The sequence below is a fragment of the Flavobacterium sp. GNP001 genome, from assembly GCF_054343775.1.
On record NZ_JBTGUX010000001.1, the window covers coordinates 1,871,218 to 1,885,856 of the forward strand.

At 36.4% G+C, this 14,639-nt stretch carries 13 protein-coding genes; 6 read left to right on the forward strand and 7 right to left on the reverse strand.

From position 1 onward, the window contains the following. Positions 1-7 precede the first annotated feature (7 nt). From ACXX8U_RS07920 to ACXX8U_RS07930, 3 genes are all read right to left on the reverse strand, one after another. Complete coding sequence (locus tag ACXX8U_RS07920) at positions 8-862, reverse strand: Cof-type HAD-IIB family hydrolase (protein WP_458565382.1); 855 nt, start codon at positions 860-862, stop codon at positions 8-10. Positions 863-1,016: 154 nt separating this feature from the next. Further along, positions 1,017-1,967 (reverse strand): PhoH family protein, encoded by a 951-nt coding sequence (locus ACXX8U_RS07925; RefSeq protein WP_458565383.1) that lies wholly within the window; start codon positions 1,965-1,967, stop codon positions 1,017-1,019. Between the two features lie 21 nt (positions 1,968-1,988). After that, on the reverse strand, positions 1,989-2,498 hold the full coding sequence (locus ACXX8U_RS07930; protein WP_458565384.1) for a hypothetical protein: 510 nt from the start codon (positions 2,496-2,498) through the stop codon (positions 1,989-1,991). A gap of 121 nt (positions 2,499-2,619) precedes the next feature. Between ACXX8U_RS07930 and ACXX8U_RS07935 the strand changes: the two genes are divergently transcribed. The 5 genes from ACXX8U_RS07935 (at position 2,620) to dnaN (ending at position 7,602) form a co-directional block, all read left to right on the forward strand. Beyond that, positions 2,620-3,459 carry an SAM hydrolase/SAM-dependent halogenase family protein gene (locus ACXX8U_RS07935; protein WP_458565385.1) on the forward strand — a complete coding sequence of 280 codons (840 nt, stop codon included), beginning with the start codon at positions 2,620-2,622 and terminating at the stop codon, positions 3,457-3,459. A 26-nt stretch (positions 3,460-3,485) separates the two neighbouring features. After that, positions 3,486-3,782, forward strand: a complete 297-nt coding sequence (locus ACXX8U_RS07940) for a putative quinol monooxygenase (RefSeq protein ID WP_306262919.1) — start codon at positions 3,486-3,488, stop codon at positions 3,780-3,782. A gap of 66 nt (positions 3,783-3,848) precedes the next feature. Beyond that, positions 3,849-4,574: a gliding motility-associated ABC transporter permease subunit GldF gene (gene gldF / locus ACXX8U_RS07945; protein WP_458565386.1), complete on the forward strand. Its 726-nt coding sequence runs from the start codon at positions 3,849-3,851 to the stop codon at positions 4,572-4,574. Then, positions 4,574-6,259, forward strand: a complete 1,686-nt coding sequence (gene gldG, locus ACXX8U_RS07950) for a gliding motility-associated ABC transporter substrate-binding protein GldG (protein WP_458565387.1) — start codon at positions 4,574-4,576, stop codon at positions 6,257-6,259. Before gldF ends, gldG begins: the two co-directional genes overlap by 1 nt. A gap of 224 nt (positions 6,260-6,483) precedes the next feature. Continuing rightward, complete coding sequence (dnaN, locus tag ACXX8U_RS07955) at positions 6,484-7,602, forward strand: DNA polymerase III subunit beta (RefSeq protein WP_166137668.1); 1,119 nt, start codon at positions 6,484-6,486, stop codon at positions 7,600-7,602. Between the two features lie 184 nt (positions 7,603-7,786). Here the strand turns inward: dnaN and ACXX8U_RS07960 are convergent, their stop codons facing one another. Continuing rightward, positions 7,787-9,358: a MutS-related protein gene (locus tag ACXX8U_RS07960; protein ID WP_458565388.1), complete on the reverse strand. Its 1,572-nt coding sequence runs from the start codon at positions 9,356-9,358 to the stop codon at positions 7,787-7,789. 399 nt (positions 9,359-9,757) lie between these two features. Then, a complete protein-coding gene (locus ACXX8U_RS07965; protein ID WP_458565389.1) occupies positions 9,758-10,597 on the reverse strand; it encodes a universal stress protein in 840 nt (279 codons plus the stop codon). A gap of 168 nt (positions 10,598-10,765) precedes the next feature. Here ACXX8U_RS07965 and mnmE point away from each other — a divergent pair, with 168 nt between their 5' ends. After that, complete coding sequence (gene mnmE / locus ACXX8U_RS07970) at positions 10,766-12,166, forward strand: tRNA uridine-5-carboxymethylaminomethyl(34) synthesis GTPase MnmE (RefSeq protein ID WP_458565390.1); 1,401 nt, start codon at positions 10,766-10,768, stop codon at positions 12,164-12,166. Between the two features lie 275 nt (positions 12,167-12,441). On the opposite strand, the gene ACXX8U_RS07975 is transcribed toward mnmE, so the two are convergent. Together ACXX8U_RS07975 and ACXX8U_RS07980 are read right to left on the reverse strand one after the other, a co-directional pair. Beyond that, positions 12,442-13,089, reverse strand: a complete 648-nt coding sequence (locus ACXX8U_RS07975; RefSeq protein ID WP_458565391.1) for an SOS response-associated peptidase — start codon at positions 13,087-13,089, stop codon at positions 12,442-12,444. Positions 13,090-13,200: 111 nt separating this feature from the next. Then, positions 13,201-14,595, reverse strand: a complete 1,395-nt coding sequence (locus tag ACXX8U_RS07980) for an exonuclease domain-containing protein (RefSeq protein WP_458565392.1) — start codon at positions 14,593-14,595, stop codon at positions 13,201-13,203. Positions 14,596-14,639: the final 44 nt, after the last annotated feature.

Consider the following 14,639-nt stretch of genomic DNA (forward strand, 5'->3'; position numbering starts at 1 on the left):
TGGTTTTTTAATTAGTAACCGGCAGTAAGACATGCTCTTTTAAATACTTTGCTACACTTTCTTGAACATTATCCCCTATCACTTCTAAATGAGCCAATTTGGTTTGAAGGCTTTCAGGAGCATTACCCATAATTTTACCTTTTGCCGCAGCGCATAGCATTTGTTCATCATTGTATCCGTCGCCAAACGCAATTACATTTTCAAATTGCAAATTCTCTAATTCTAAGATCTTGTCAATTGCAGTTTTTTTATCTACCGATTTCTCCATAAACTCTAAGCAATACGGTAAACTAAAGGCATGACTGAAACGCCCTTCATGTTGTTCTAAAATTTGTTTCCGCAATGCTAAAAGCTTACTGTGTTTGTGATGGGTAAAAAATACTTTAATTGCCGTGAAATCTTCAAGTGTTGCAAAATCAACTAATTCAGGATGGTAATGAACCTCTGGTTGAAACGCATTTAGTTTATCGTTGTGTTTGTTGGTCAACCATACTTTTTCTCGAAAGAGTACCGTAGTAATTTCAGGATCAACTGCTGCTGAAAGAAGCGATTGAACGGACTCACTGGGCATATTTATAGAAAAAATTAGTTCCTGATTAGGTGCATGAATTCGTGCTCCGTTTGAGGTAACCAAATAAAAGGGCAATTCAAGTTTGGAGACAATGGGCAGTGCATCTAAATGATGGCGACCTGTTGCTATGACAATTAAAAAATTTTGGCGGTGTAACTCTTGAAAAACACTCTTGGTGTAGGGTGCAATTTGGTGGTGTTCATTTAATAACGTACCGTCGAGATCTGTGACCACGACTTTTATATTGTGTTGTAAACCCATTTTTAAAAAAGAAGTTTTTATTCTTTTCAAATTTATTGCATTTTTCATAGAAATAAAAAGATTGCAACGGCTTTTATTGATGATTTTAAAATGAAATATCGAACACTGTTAAAATTCAAAAAGCGTTTTTGATTTCACTTGAATCAAAAACGCTTTTTTGCCCTAATAATAACTGCAAAAAAAATTAATCGTTGTTCTCGATCATTTTATAGGCATCGATTACTTTTTTAACCAAACGATGGCGCACAATATCTTTATCATCTAAGTAAATAATTCCGATTCCGTCAATATCTTTTAGTACCAAAAGGGCTTCTTTCAATCCTGAAATTGTTCGGCGAGGTAAATCTACTTGACCCGGATCACCTGTAATCATGAACTTGGCACTTTTACCCATTCGAGTCAGAAACATTTTCATTTGCGAATGCGTAGTGTTTTGAGCTTCGTCAAGAATTACAAAGGCGTTGTCAAGTGTACGTCCACGCATAAATGCCAAAGGTGCAATTTGAATAATTCCTTTCAGGATATAATCTTCGAGTTTTTCATTAGGCAACATGTCACGTAAAGCATCATACAAAGGTTGCATGTAAGGATCTAGTTTTTCTTTCATATCACCAGGCAGAAAACCGAGATTTTCGCCAGCTTCAACAGCAGGTCTAGTCAAAATGATTCTCTTTACCTGTTTTTCTTTTAGAGCTTTTACCGCCATAGCAACTCCGGTATACGTTTTTCCGGTTCCAGCAGGACCTACGGCAAAGACCATATCGTTTTTTTCGAGCGTATCAACAAGTAATTGCTGATTGGGCGTCATGGCCTTTATTATTTTACCACCTACACCGTGCACTAAAATCTTGTCTTGCGCTTGAAACTTTCGATCCTCTTGTACATCACTCATAATAACACGCTCAATAACATTTGTATCTATATTATTGTATCGGGTAAAATGGAGCATTAAGCGCCCGAAACGTTTTTCAAATTCGTCTAAAACTTCTTTTTCACCAAAAGCTTTGATAGTTGTGCCGCGAGCTACAATTTTTAACTTGGGATAATATTTTTTAATAGTTTCAAGATGAGTGTCTTGAGCGCCCCAAAACTCTTTTGGAGCGATGTCTATGAGCTCGATAATTCGTTCGTTCAAATGATAGTGTATTTAGTTGTTTTAATTTAAAGTTAATCGCAAACCTAAGCCATTTGTATTTCCAACAATTTCCAAATTGTTATTATTTGTCTCAGAAGTTGTTTCTAGCCGATTATTGTATTGTGATATGGAATTTTTGACCTTTTTAGAAAAACCAATTTTAACTGGAATAGCAATAAGCATTGCTGCCAAACCTGTACCCATCATAATTTTGGGCACTGTGTTTCTAGGTTCAGCATAGCCAGGATTCATGCCAGAATCAAAATTAGATATGACATATGCCATTGTACCAACACCTATGAGTACCGGACCAGCTAACAACATGGTATTACCCACTGTTTTTTTGCGTCGCCCTATGTTGTACTCCTTTAATAAATCTGGATGTTCGGCTAATGCGATGCGTACCAAATTTGGGGTTAACACCGTATTTTTTTGGTTGGTAACAGTACCACTTCCCTTGTAAACTAATGTTTGGCTCCACGATTTTAAGCACATAAATAATACAAGTAGAAAAAAAACTTTTTGCTTCATACTGACACCTGATTCAAATTGAAAATTCTATTTAAAATAACGCTTAAAATACTTTAGCTTTGCGTTTCTCAAATTTAAGCAAATTTAAGATTACAAAACAGCAATAGTTAGAAAAAAAATTATGTCAATAATTACCCTTACATCCGATTACGGCTTGAAAGATCACTTTGTGGGTGCATTGAAAGGGAAAATTTTATCTGAATTTGGAGAGGCTAAAATTATTGATATTTCGCACAATATTGACCCATTCAACACACTAGAAGCCAGTTACATAATTGAGGCCTCGTATAATAGTTTCCCGAAAGGAACGGTACATCTTATTGGAGTGGATATTGAGCGTAATAAGGAGAATCAGCATATTGTAATGCAATGGAACGATCACTTTTTTATTGCAGCCGATAATGGTATTTTAAGCATACTATCGCAAAAAATTGTTCCGCAAAAAATTGTTCAAATCTATATACACGACCGTTTTCCTACTGATGCCACTGATTTAGATGTGTTTGTAAAAGTGGCTTGCCATTTGGCTAAAGGAGGCGCTTTGAGTGTCATTGGTCGCGAAATAGATCAAATAAAACCTTTGACTAATTTTGAAGCAACCACAACCGATGCTGGCAACACTATAAAAGGACACGTAATTTACATTGATCATTTTGGCAACGTGGTGACCAATATCTCGAAAAAATATTTTATTGAAATTGCTAAAGGCAGACCTTACGAGATTGTTTTAAAAACTAAAAACATAAAAACTATTTTACCCAATTATTCGGCAGTGGCGCACTCCGACAAGTATCCAATAAAATCATACGAAGGGGAAAAATTAGCACTTTTTAACGAAGCTGGTTTTTTAGAAATTGCCATCTTTAGAAGTAATCCATCAAAAGTGGGCTCAGCAAGTAGTCTTTTGGGATTAAATTATAGAGACGTTATTACCATTCAATTTAAAGCAGAACACAAATAAAAAATCAAAACTGTAAAATATAATTCATGTTCGTACGCATCGTAAAATTAAGTTTTCATCAAGAGCATATTCCTGCTTTTTTAAGCAACTTTGAAGAGGTAAAACACAAAATACGCAATTCACCGGGCAATCGTTTTTTAGAATTGTATCAAGATAAAAACAACCCGAGTATTTTTTTTACTTATAGTTATTGGGAAAGCGAAGCTGATTTAGAAAACTATCGAAACTCAGCTCTTTTTAAGGAAGTTTGGGCATACACAAAAGCTTTTTTTAATGACAAACCTGAGGCTTGGAGCGTTGATAAATTAGCTTCTTTACAATAAAATCAATTATTAAGTGTTGAACAGCAAGGGTACATTTGTACTTTTTTCAATTTTTAAATACATCAAATGAAAGCAATCATTTTACGAGAAATTAAATCCTTTTTCGGCTCACCGATAGGTTATTTAGTAATCGCTATTTTTTTAATAATCAACGGCCTATTTCTGTGGGTTTTTGAAGGAGAATACAACATTTTAAATACGGGTTTTGCTGACCTAACACCTTTTTTCACGCTAGCACCATGGATTTTAATTTTCTTAATTCCGGCCGTAACCATGCGTAGTTTTTCTGATGAGCGAAAACAAGGAACCTTAGAACTATTGCTAACCAAACCGCTTTCAGTTTGGAGCATCGTAAATGGTAAATTTATTGGCGCAATTGCATTAATTATTTTGGCAATCATTCCCACATTTATCTATGTTTTTAGCATTTCATCATTGGGTTTACCCGAAGGAAATATTGATATGGGGAGCACAATTGGTTCGTATTTCGGGTTGTTTTTTCTTATTGCGGCCTATTCAGCCATTGGGATTTTCACCTCTACTCTATCTGATAATCAAATCGTAGCTTTTATTGTAGCGGTTTTTTTATGCTTCTTTTTCTATTTTGGATTCGAAGGATTCTCCTCCATTTTACCGGTAGGATCTTCGTTTGTAGCTTCGTTAGGGATGCAAGATCATTTTAAAAGTATGAGCCGCGGTGTACTCGATAGCAGAGACATTATTTATTTTTGCAGCATTGCAGTACTATTCCTTTCGTTTACTGTTTTTAATTTAAAATCTTTCAAATCGTAATGACATCTTTTAGAAAAAATAACATCAAATCAGTACTACTCGTTTTGGCAGTTGTACTTGTTGTCAATGTACTTAGTCGTTCGTTTTTTCAGCGTTTTGATTTAACGGCAGACCAACGCTACACCCTATCTGGAACCTCTTTGGGAATCATAAAACAGGTTGATAATCCGCTGTCAATTAAAGTGTACATGCAAGGCGATTTACCCGCAGAATTCAAAAGGTTACAGGTAGAAACCAAACAACTTTTAGAAGAATTTCAAGCCTACAACAGTAACATTGTATTTGAATTTGTTGATCCTTTAGAGAATGAGGAAAGCAGTATGGACAATATTAAAGAGCTGTACCGTAAAGGCCTCACGCCAATCAATATTACCGTTGATGATAAAGGTAAACAATCACAAGCGATGGTTTTCCCTTGGGCAATTGCCGTTTACAACAACAAAGAGGTGAATATTCCTTTGCTTAAAAACATGATGGGCGCATCGACTACACAAAAAGTGATTGGTTCTGTGCAACACCTTGAATATTCAATTGCAGATGGTTTGAATAAAATTATTAAAGCCAAGCAAAAGAAAATTGCCGTTATTAAAGGAAACGGCGAGTTGCAGGACATTTTGATGGCAAAATTCTTGTTACAAGTCCGGGAAAGCTATTACATCGGACCATTTACTTTAGATTCTGTGGCCAAAAGTCCCGTTGCAAGTTTAGAAGCGCTTACAAAATACGATTTGGCTGTTATTGCCAAACCAACTGAAACCTTTACCGACTCTGAAAAACAAGTCCTCGATCAATTTATCATGAACGGCGGAAAAACCTTGTGGTTGGTAGATCAAGTGGTTGCAGAAATGGATAGTTTGTATAATGATGCTGGCGCTACATTGGCCTACCCTCGCGATTTAGGATTAAATGATATGTTTTTCAAATACGGTTTCCGAATTAATCCTGATTTGATAAAAGACGAGCAAGGAAGTCCAATTAAACTAGCTTCGGGCGAACAAGGATCGGCTACACAATACCAAGAATTCAATTGGAAATTCGCACCGCAAGTGTATCCAACAAGCACGCATCCGATTGTGAAAAATTTAGGCGGAATCAAATTTGACTTCGCCAATCCGATTGACACTTTGAAAAACGGAATCAAAAAAACAGTTTTATTGCAATCATCACCTTATTCGAAAAAAATAGGTACACCAGCCGAAGTCAACTTGAATATTGTAGCCGAAAACAGCGTTCCACAAGAATATTTGAACAAAGGAAACCTACCAATGGCGGTACTTTTAGAAGGAGACTTTCACTCGGTTTATGAAAATAGAGTACTGCCATTTAATCAAAATAACTTTAAAGGCAGCGGGAAACCTACTAAAATGATCGTTATTTCGGATGGTGATTTAGTAAAGAATCAGTTAGATAAAAATTTCCAACCGGTAGAATTAGGTTTTGACCAACGCTCTGGAAATGTCTATGACAATAAAGATTTTATGATCAATTGTGTAAATTATTTACTTGACGATACAGGACTTATTAACATTCGTAGCAAAGACTTGACGTTGCCACTGTTGGATAAAGAAAAAGTATATGCTTCGTATACCCAAACGCAGTTAATCACCATTGGACTGCCGCTTGTGGTATTGCTCGTTTTTGGACTGTTATTTACCTATATTCGCAAAAAAACATACAGTAAATAGCATCTAGTGCTACTACTTGTTCAGTTGGTTTAAACAACTTTTAAAATAGTAAAACCAACAATAGCAAGGCCTTGATAGCCACAGCAAGAACAGGAGTTTGAAAAGCTTTTTTTTAAAGAAATATGTTAATAAAAAAGTTTCCATACTAGAATAGTTTACGATATATTTGTACACGCTATCGCTTTTTTGACAGATGAAAAGGCTTTAAAAATAAAATAAAACAGATGAAATTTATAGTATCGAGTTCGTACTTATTGAAACAATTACAAGTTTTAGGTAATGTGATTAACAGCAACAATACCTTACCTATTTTAGATAATTTCTTATTTGATTTAGACCAAAATGTTTTGACAGTGTCTGCATCTGATTTAGAGACTACTATGTCTGCATCATTGACAATTGATTCCGAAAGTAAAGGAAGTGTTGCGGTACCAGCGAAATTGCTTCTTGAGATTTTAAAAACATTTCCAGAGCAACCCTTGACTTTTACTGTTGAAGAAAATAGCACTATCGAAATTAGTTCTAATTCCGGAAAGTATGCTTTGGCGTATGCACCTGGTGAAGAATTTCCTAAATCAGTTCAATTAGAAGATCCATCTGTTACTTTAGTTCCTGCTGATGTTTTAGCTACTGCAATTAGCAAAACAATTTTCGCAGCCGGAAATGATGATTTGCGTCCGGTAATGTCGGGGGTGTTTTTTCAGTTTTCGCCACAAGGATTAACTTTTGTTGCAACCGATGCACACAAGTTAGTAAAATATGCTCGTACTGATGTGACTGCATCGCAGGTAGCGGATTTTATCATGCCAAAAAAGCCTTTGACTATTTTAAAAAATATTTTAGGAAGTTCTGACGCTGAAGTAAAAATTGAATACAACGACTCGAATGCTACTTTTTCTTTTGACAATTACATTTTGATGTGTCGTTTAATCGATGGTAAATATCCAAATTACGAAGCTGTAATCCCGAAAGAGAACCCAAATAAATTGATGATTGACCGTTCTCAATTTTTGAGTTCAGTACGTCGTGTGGCTATCTTTTCGAACAAAACTACACACCAAATTCGTTTGAAAATTGCTGGAGCTGAATTGAACGTTTCGGCAGAAGATATTGACTATTCAAACAAAGCTGAAGAAAGATTGACTTGTGATTACCAAGGGGATGACATGCAAATTGGATATAATTCTCGTTTTTTAACTGAGATGTTGACCAACTTACAATCGGATATGATTATGCTTGAAATGTCTTTACCAAACAGAGCTGGAATTTTAACGCCTGTTGATGGATTAGAGGAAGGTGAAACCGTTACCATGCTGGTAATGCCAGTAATGCTAAACAGCTAAGATTACAATTAAAATACGCTATTAACCAAACCACTTTTATATTTAAAAAAACCGCTATTCAGATTTGAAAAGCGGTTTTTTTTTTGACTAATTTTCGCTGAAATCAGCATTATCATTAGATTTTTTTACCTCAAAAATAGATGCGTATTTCAGTATCTTAAATGATTTTTACTCTGTATTTCTTTTAAATCACTCCCATTTTTTTCATTAAAAAAGTAGCGCTTTTGTTTTTACAAATTCCGTCACGCAGTTTGTAATCAAAATGCAGGTCATCATTAATAATCTCCACTTCAAAACATTTATTAGCTAATACATTTGGGTATTCATTAGTTGTTAAACACACTTCAATATCGTGAGTAGCAATGGCTCCAATGGCTTTTTTACCAATAGCTTTTTTTACTACTTCAATTGTGCCGTTGCGTTTATCATCTGAGTTCGTTCCGCGTAATATTTCGTCTAGTAAAACAAATGCGGGTTGACTTTCAAGCTCGTCCATAATTTGCTTCAAGCGCTTAATTTCAGCAAAAAAGTACGATTCGCTATCTGCCAATGAATCAGACAAACGCATCGAAACCAAAACCGGTAACGGATGTACATTGGCAGCAGTAGCGCAAACAGGAGCGCCAATTCCGGCCAAAACCATATTGACTCCCAAACTACGTAAAAATGTACTCTTGCCCGACATGTTCGAGCCCGTTAAAATTAAAAATGACTGTGGGTGAAAAGATACCTCATTGGTAACTCTGCTTCGAGAATTTAGTAAAGGATGACTCAAATCTTTAAAATCAATTTGATACTTATCGTTAATCAACGGAAATACAAAATCTGGATTGTTATAGCTCAAATTAGCCAAACTATTCAGCATTTCCATTTCGCCAATCACTTGTAACCATTTAGGAAGTTCAGTTCCATGCTTTTTTTTCCACTGCAAAAGCTGCCTAAAGACGTGTAAATTAAATAGAAAAGTACCATTGAAAACAGTAGCTGTTACAAAATTACCGATGCTATCCATCCTAGAAAACAATTCCGACAAGTATTTTAAATACGCGCTTGCTGTACTTTGATTGCTCGATAACTGTTGTTGTAATTGCTTTAATTTTTGGGATGTAAACGACTCTTGTTCTATCTTTTGCAACAGCAAACTGTATTGAAAAATAATCGCATCAATTTTGGTTGAAGTTGCAACATCAGCCATAATTCGTTTGACAACGCGGCCTAAAATAATCAAGTTGAACACAAAAACATAGCCTGCAAGAGTGGCATAATAAGCATTAGATGTAAAAGCATACACTAACAACAAAACCAAAAATAAGGCGGGAGCAGCATACATAATCACCTCGATCCAGCGTGGGAGCGGTGCACTGTTGAATGATTTCCAACGGAGCAAACTTTCATAACTAGCGGCACTATCCTCACCTACTTTTGCTATAGCTAAAAACTCTTGACGCCATTCGATTTTTGAGGCTAATTCCTGAATGGCTTCTTGATTCTGCTTTAATTCTAAAGGAGTTGCCACAGCCAACAAACGATTAGCCAAGGTTTTCTCTCCAATATGAGTGGCAGTTCTATTTATATTTTGAAATAACGAATGCCCTCCAAAAATATCCAAATCATACGCATACGGATGCTGAAAGTCATTGTAAACGACACCATCTTTAAAAGGGATACTACTGCCGTTTAAATAATCAATTTCATCCTTGTTGATATCGATCAGCGCTTGATTCAATTTCCTTTTTACGCCAAGTGTAGTATGCATTCGCATTAAAATTATAAATAACACGAAACCAAAGGCAGCTGCTACGGCATACATTGAGTCTGTTGTTTGATTATAATAGTAAAGACCCACAAAAAAAAGCACAACCACCAGTAATCTGCATATACTGATTGTGTTGTGCTTTCTTGAAAAAACGAGTGCTTCGGCAGTAAAAAGAGCATGTTTTGAATTATAAATTTGCATAGTAATAAAATTGAAAAGCAAATATAGTGAAATTGCATCGAGCGCTCCTTCCTTAAAAAAACAGTGACGCCGCCATACTACAAGTCGCACAATAACCATAACTTAAGAGTCTCCATTGATTATCAAACGATTTCACATTCGAAAAACAATACAAGCAACTTTTAAAAATTGACAACTATGCCCCAAAACAGCTCTTTGCTACTCTACCTCTGCAGGAATGGCTAAAATTGGCAATTCAGTGTAATTAGCCATTTTTCGGGTTAAACTCGAATTAAAAATACTTGCCAAAAAGCTTCTTTTGTAATGCAACAAAGTGAGTACATCAATGTCTTTTTGCTGAATAAAATCGTAAATAGAACCTTGAACGTCATCACTAATCATAACGTGAAATTGAACTGGATCAGCACTAAACTCCTCTTCCCAAGCTTTAATCGTATCTTTTGTAACATCAGAACTAGCTGTTTTTACATACAAACATTTTACTTTGGCTCCTGTTTTGCGCGCAATAGCCAAAACCTGCTTTAAAGCTTTCTTGTCTTTTTTTCGAAATCGAGTGGTAAAACAAATTTCCTGAATGGGTCTGTATATAGCATCTCCAGGAATGCACAATACCGGTACTGAACCATTTGAAATAGTATTTGCCGTATTGGTGCCCGCAAAAAAATCATCCCAACCTTGCACTCCATTAGTTCCCATTACTACAAAATCAATATCTTCTTCTTGAGTGATATCAAAAATACAAGAGGTCAAGTCGCCTTCAGTCAATCTATGCGATAATATAATGTGTTGCAAATTGCGTTCTTCTGCAATGGCGCGCAATTTAGGAACCTCATCCTTAAACTGTTCAAAATTAATCAACTCGACTGAGTTGTATAAAATGGAATAATTAGGCGGAAAAAACGAACTGTCAAAACTAGGCGCATCAAAGGTATGCAACAATACGATTTCAGCTTTTACGGTATTTGCAAATTCTAAGGCATGTACAAAAGCATTTGTGGCAACAGGAGAAAAATCGGTAGGGAAAAGAATTTTTTTCATGGCAAGTGAAGTTAAAAGATTAGTTGTTGTAACAAAGGTAGACTCTTACTTGCACTAGAAGTATGACATTTATCATTATAGCATCACTTTTTCAAAATTATTTTTCAGTAGCTCAGTTGTCTTGCGCTCCCACCAATTTTGGTTACTTTTGTATAAAAATAAATCAACATGATCGCTCAAGATTCCATCGTTGCCCTTGCCACACCATCTGGCGCCGGAGCAATTGCTATAATACGAATTTCTGGTCAAGATGCTATTCCTATTGCTGATAGTGTTTTTAAATCGATAAAAAATAAAAATCTAGTCTCTCAAAAAACCCACACCCTTCATTTAGGTCATATTGTGGATGGTTCCAAAACACTCGATGAAGTTTTGGTTTCTGTTTTTAAAGGACCTAATTCCTATACCGGCGAAAATACCATAGAAATTTCTTGTCACGGATCAACTTATATTCAGCAGCAAATTATTCAGTTATTGCTTAGAAAAGGATGCCGAATGGCCGATGCTGGTGAGTTTACCCTACGTGCTTTCTTGAATGGAAAACTCGATTTATCACAAGCCGAAGCGGTAGCCGATTTGATTTCGTCAGACAATGAAGCCAGCCACCAAATTGCGATGCAGCAAATGCGTGGCGGATTCTCGAACGAAATTGCCAAATTGAGAGAAGAACTTTTAAACTTTGCTTCGCTTATCGAACTCGAATTAGACTTTGCCGAAGAAGATGTAGAGTTTGCAGACAGAACACAATTTCACGAATTGTTGAATAGAATTGAGTTTGTACTAAAACGTTTGATTGATTCCTTTGCGGTGGGTAACGTAATTAAAAACGGAATTCCCGTTGCTATTGTGGGCGAACCAAACGTAGGAAAATCGACGCTTTTGAACGCTTTACTCAACGAAGAACGCGCTATTGTATCGGACATTGCGGGAACAACTCGTGACACCATCGAAGACGAATTAACCATCGGCGGCATTGGTTTCCGCTTTATTGATACGGCAGGTATTCGCGAAACCAAAGATTATGTAGAGAGTATAGGTATTCAAAAAACTTTTGAGAAAATAGAGCAAGCGCAAGTGGTTTTGTATTTGTTTGAAAGTTTCAGGTTTCAAGTTTCAGGTTCAGAGTACATCCTTGAAATTGAAAAAGTAAAAAACAAATATCCTTTAAAACCCTTACTCGTTGTAATCAATAAAATAGATTTAATTTCGGTTGAGGAAAGAGATTCTATCAGCCAGCAACTTGACAAGTTAAATGTGCTGCAAGTTTTATTAAGCGCGAAACAAAAAATTGGCATTGACGAACTCAAAAACCAATTGCTTTCCTTTGTCAACACCGGTGCGTTGCGCAATAACGAAACCATTGTAACCAACACTCGTCATTATGATTCCTTATTAAAAGCTCTTGATGAGATTAGCAAAGTAAAATACGGCCTTGAAACCAACCTTTCTAGCGACTTGATGGCGCTTGATATCCGCGAAGCACTATACCATTTCGGGATGATTACCGGTCAGGTGACGAATGATGAACTGCTGGGGAATATATTTGCAAATTTCTGTATCGGGAAATAATTTCATCAACTGTTTACTCTAAATATTCTGGCTGCCAATTCCTGCTATACACTACAAGTCCGCGGGTATCGCCCTAAAAAACATAAACCCAAAACGAGCTTCCGTTGGTCGCTGTTTTGGGTTTTGTTTTTATTAGGCTCCTACCCTTGCGGGCTTTTCGTTGCTATCAGGGGCAGGGAGAGTTACTTAAATTACAGATAATCATCGCCGATAAATTTTACACGCCGATTTTCACAACGAATTAATTTTTTCTCCGCAAGTAACAAAAGACAAATTCAAAACAACAACCAAGGCTCCTCCCCTGTTGTAATTTTAGTAGCTACAATGGGTGCAGTGTACGGAAACGCAAAAGAAATAATCGGTTCTTGGTTCAACCATTTGTATTCATCTTCAGGATTTAAAATGATCGGCATGCGCTTTTTGTGATTGTGAATTTCGGCCATTAACGGATTGGCTTCGGTGGTCAAAATGGTATAGGTGTTTTTAATTTCGCCTGTCCGAGCGTCTTTCCAATGCGAATAAAGGCCTGCAAAAGCAAAGAGTTCCTCATTGCAAATTCCAACTTGGTATTTTCCTTTGTTTTTTCCTTTGCTGTCAAGCCATTGCCATTCATAAAAACCATTGGCAATAACCAAGCAACGTTGCTGTAAAATTTCTTTAAAAGAAGGTTTCTCTGTTACAGTTTCAATACGAGCATTTAAAGTTGATGCTTTGATAGTATCGTCCTTGGACCAACTCGGAATAAGGCCCCAATTATAATGTTCAATAATCGTTGGATCTGTGTTTGTAATTATAGGCGTTTTAGGAAAAGTAAATCCATTGTAATGTTCTTGTGGAGCAAACTCATGTTTGTCCTTGATCTTTGCATTAAAACGCTTTTCAATTTGTTTGGAGAGTTTGTTTTGAATAGTATGAAAACACATGGCTTTACTTTATGAAATACAAAAAAATAACATCAGAACAAAGATACTGAATCCTCGAGCAAAAGAATACGCTCGTTTTTACCAACAAAATAGATTAAAAACTACCACTTTTTAATCTTCAAAAACTACTAAGTCGTTCCTTTGCGCCAGCATTACTTTACGTGGATATTTTTGTGCGTAGGCAAACAAAAGCTGCCTGATGTATTGATTCGATTTATAAGGTGTAACATACTCCTTGACTTGTGTAGCCTCATGAATTACAACATCCGTATCTAGGTAACCCATACCGTAAAAATGTCCTTTTTCGACCCAAATGCAACTGCGTTCTTGTAGCGTTCGTCCAGCATCGATAATAGCAAAACTAGGTCTACTATTGGTATAAAAATCCAAAGCTGCCTGTATTTGATCGTTATGAATATCCAAATCAGGTAATTCAGTAACAGCTACCGTTTTTGTAAAAACATCCTCGCTCATGCTGCCGTATTTACAAAAACGTTGGTCAATTTCAAATTTTTTACTGAGTTCCTGCAATACCTGTATGCCTTCGTACAAAGTGTCAAAAGTTTCTAAACAGGTTTGATTTTTGGTCAATTTACCAATGGCCAAATAACGATAACCGTTTCTGGCTTCGTATTCAAACAATCCAAATTTAGGCTCAAAACGTTTTAATGCCTTGTTGTGTACGGGCCATAATTGCTTGATTTCAATGCACTCAAGTAACAACGCCATGAGTTCAGTACCGCAAAGCTCGTAGCTAATAGCGTAAATATCCCGTAAAAAATGCTGTCGTTGAGGCGTAATTTTATGACCTGTAAAATGCGATGCTACCCGTTTTTTCAGGTTCAATGCCTTACCAATGTAAATTACTTTTTTATGTTCGTCATAAAAATAATACACACCCGGTTTTTCAGGTAATTGCTCAAAATCTTCGCGTGGCAAATTGGGTGGTAATCGCTGGTCTTGCGCTGTCTTTTTGATCATTTTACCCATTTCCTGCTCCGTATCCCAGGCTAATAATTTGGTAAATAAAATAGCGGTTGCATCGGCGTCACCTCCTGCTCTATGCCGGTTCTCTAAATCAATTCCTAACGAGGTACACAAACGCCCCAAACTGTAAGACGGTAATCCTGGCTTGATCTTGCGGGCCGCTCGTACGGTACACAATTTTTTAGCACTCCAAGGTAAACCGGCACGCTCTAATTCGTGTTTTACAAATGAATAATCAAAATTCACGTTATGCGCCACAAAAATCCGATCTGTTAGTAGTTCGAAAACCGTATTGGATATGGTTTCAAAACTAGGCGCATCCTGCACCATTTCGTTGGTAATTCCCGTTAGAGCAAAAATAGCATCAGGTATGTATTTTTGCGGATTAACCAAGGTTTCCCAGCGCTCAATTACTTGCGTACCATCATGTATGATAATGGCTATTTCGGTAATACGACTGTGACTGGCATTGCCACCTGTGGTTTCAATATCGACTATGGCGTATTCTTGTTGTTTCATTTTTGTAGGTACTGTTCTGTTTTTTGGGGTAAAAAGTAAAGTTG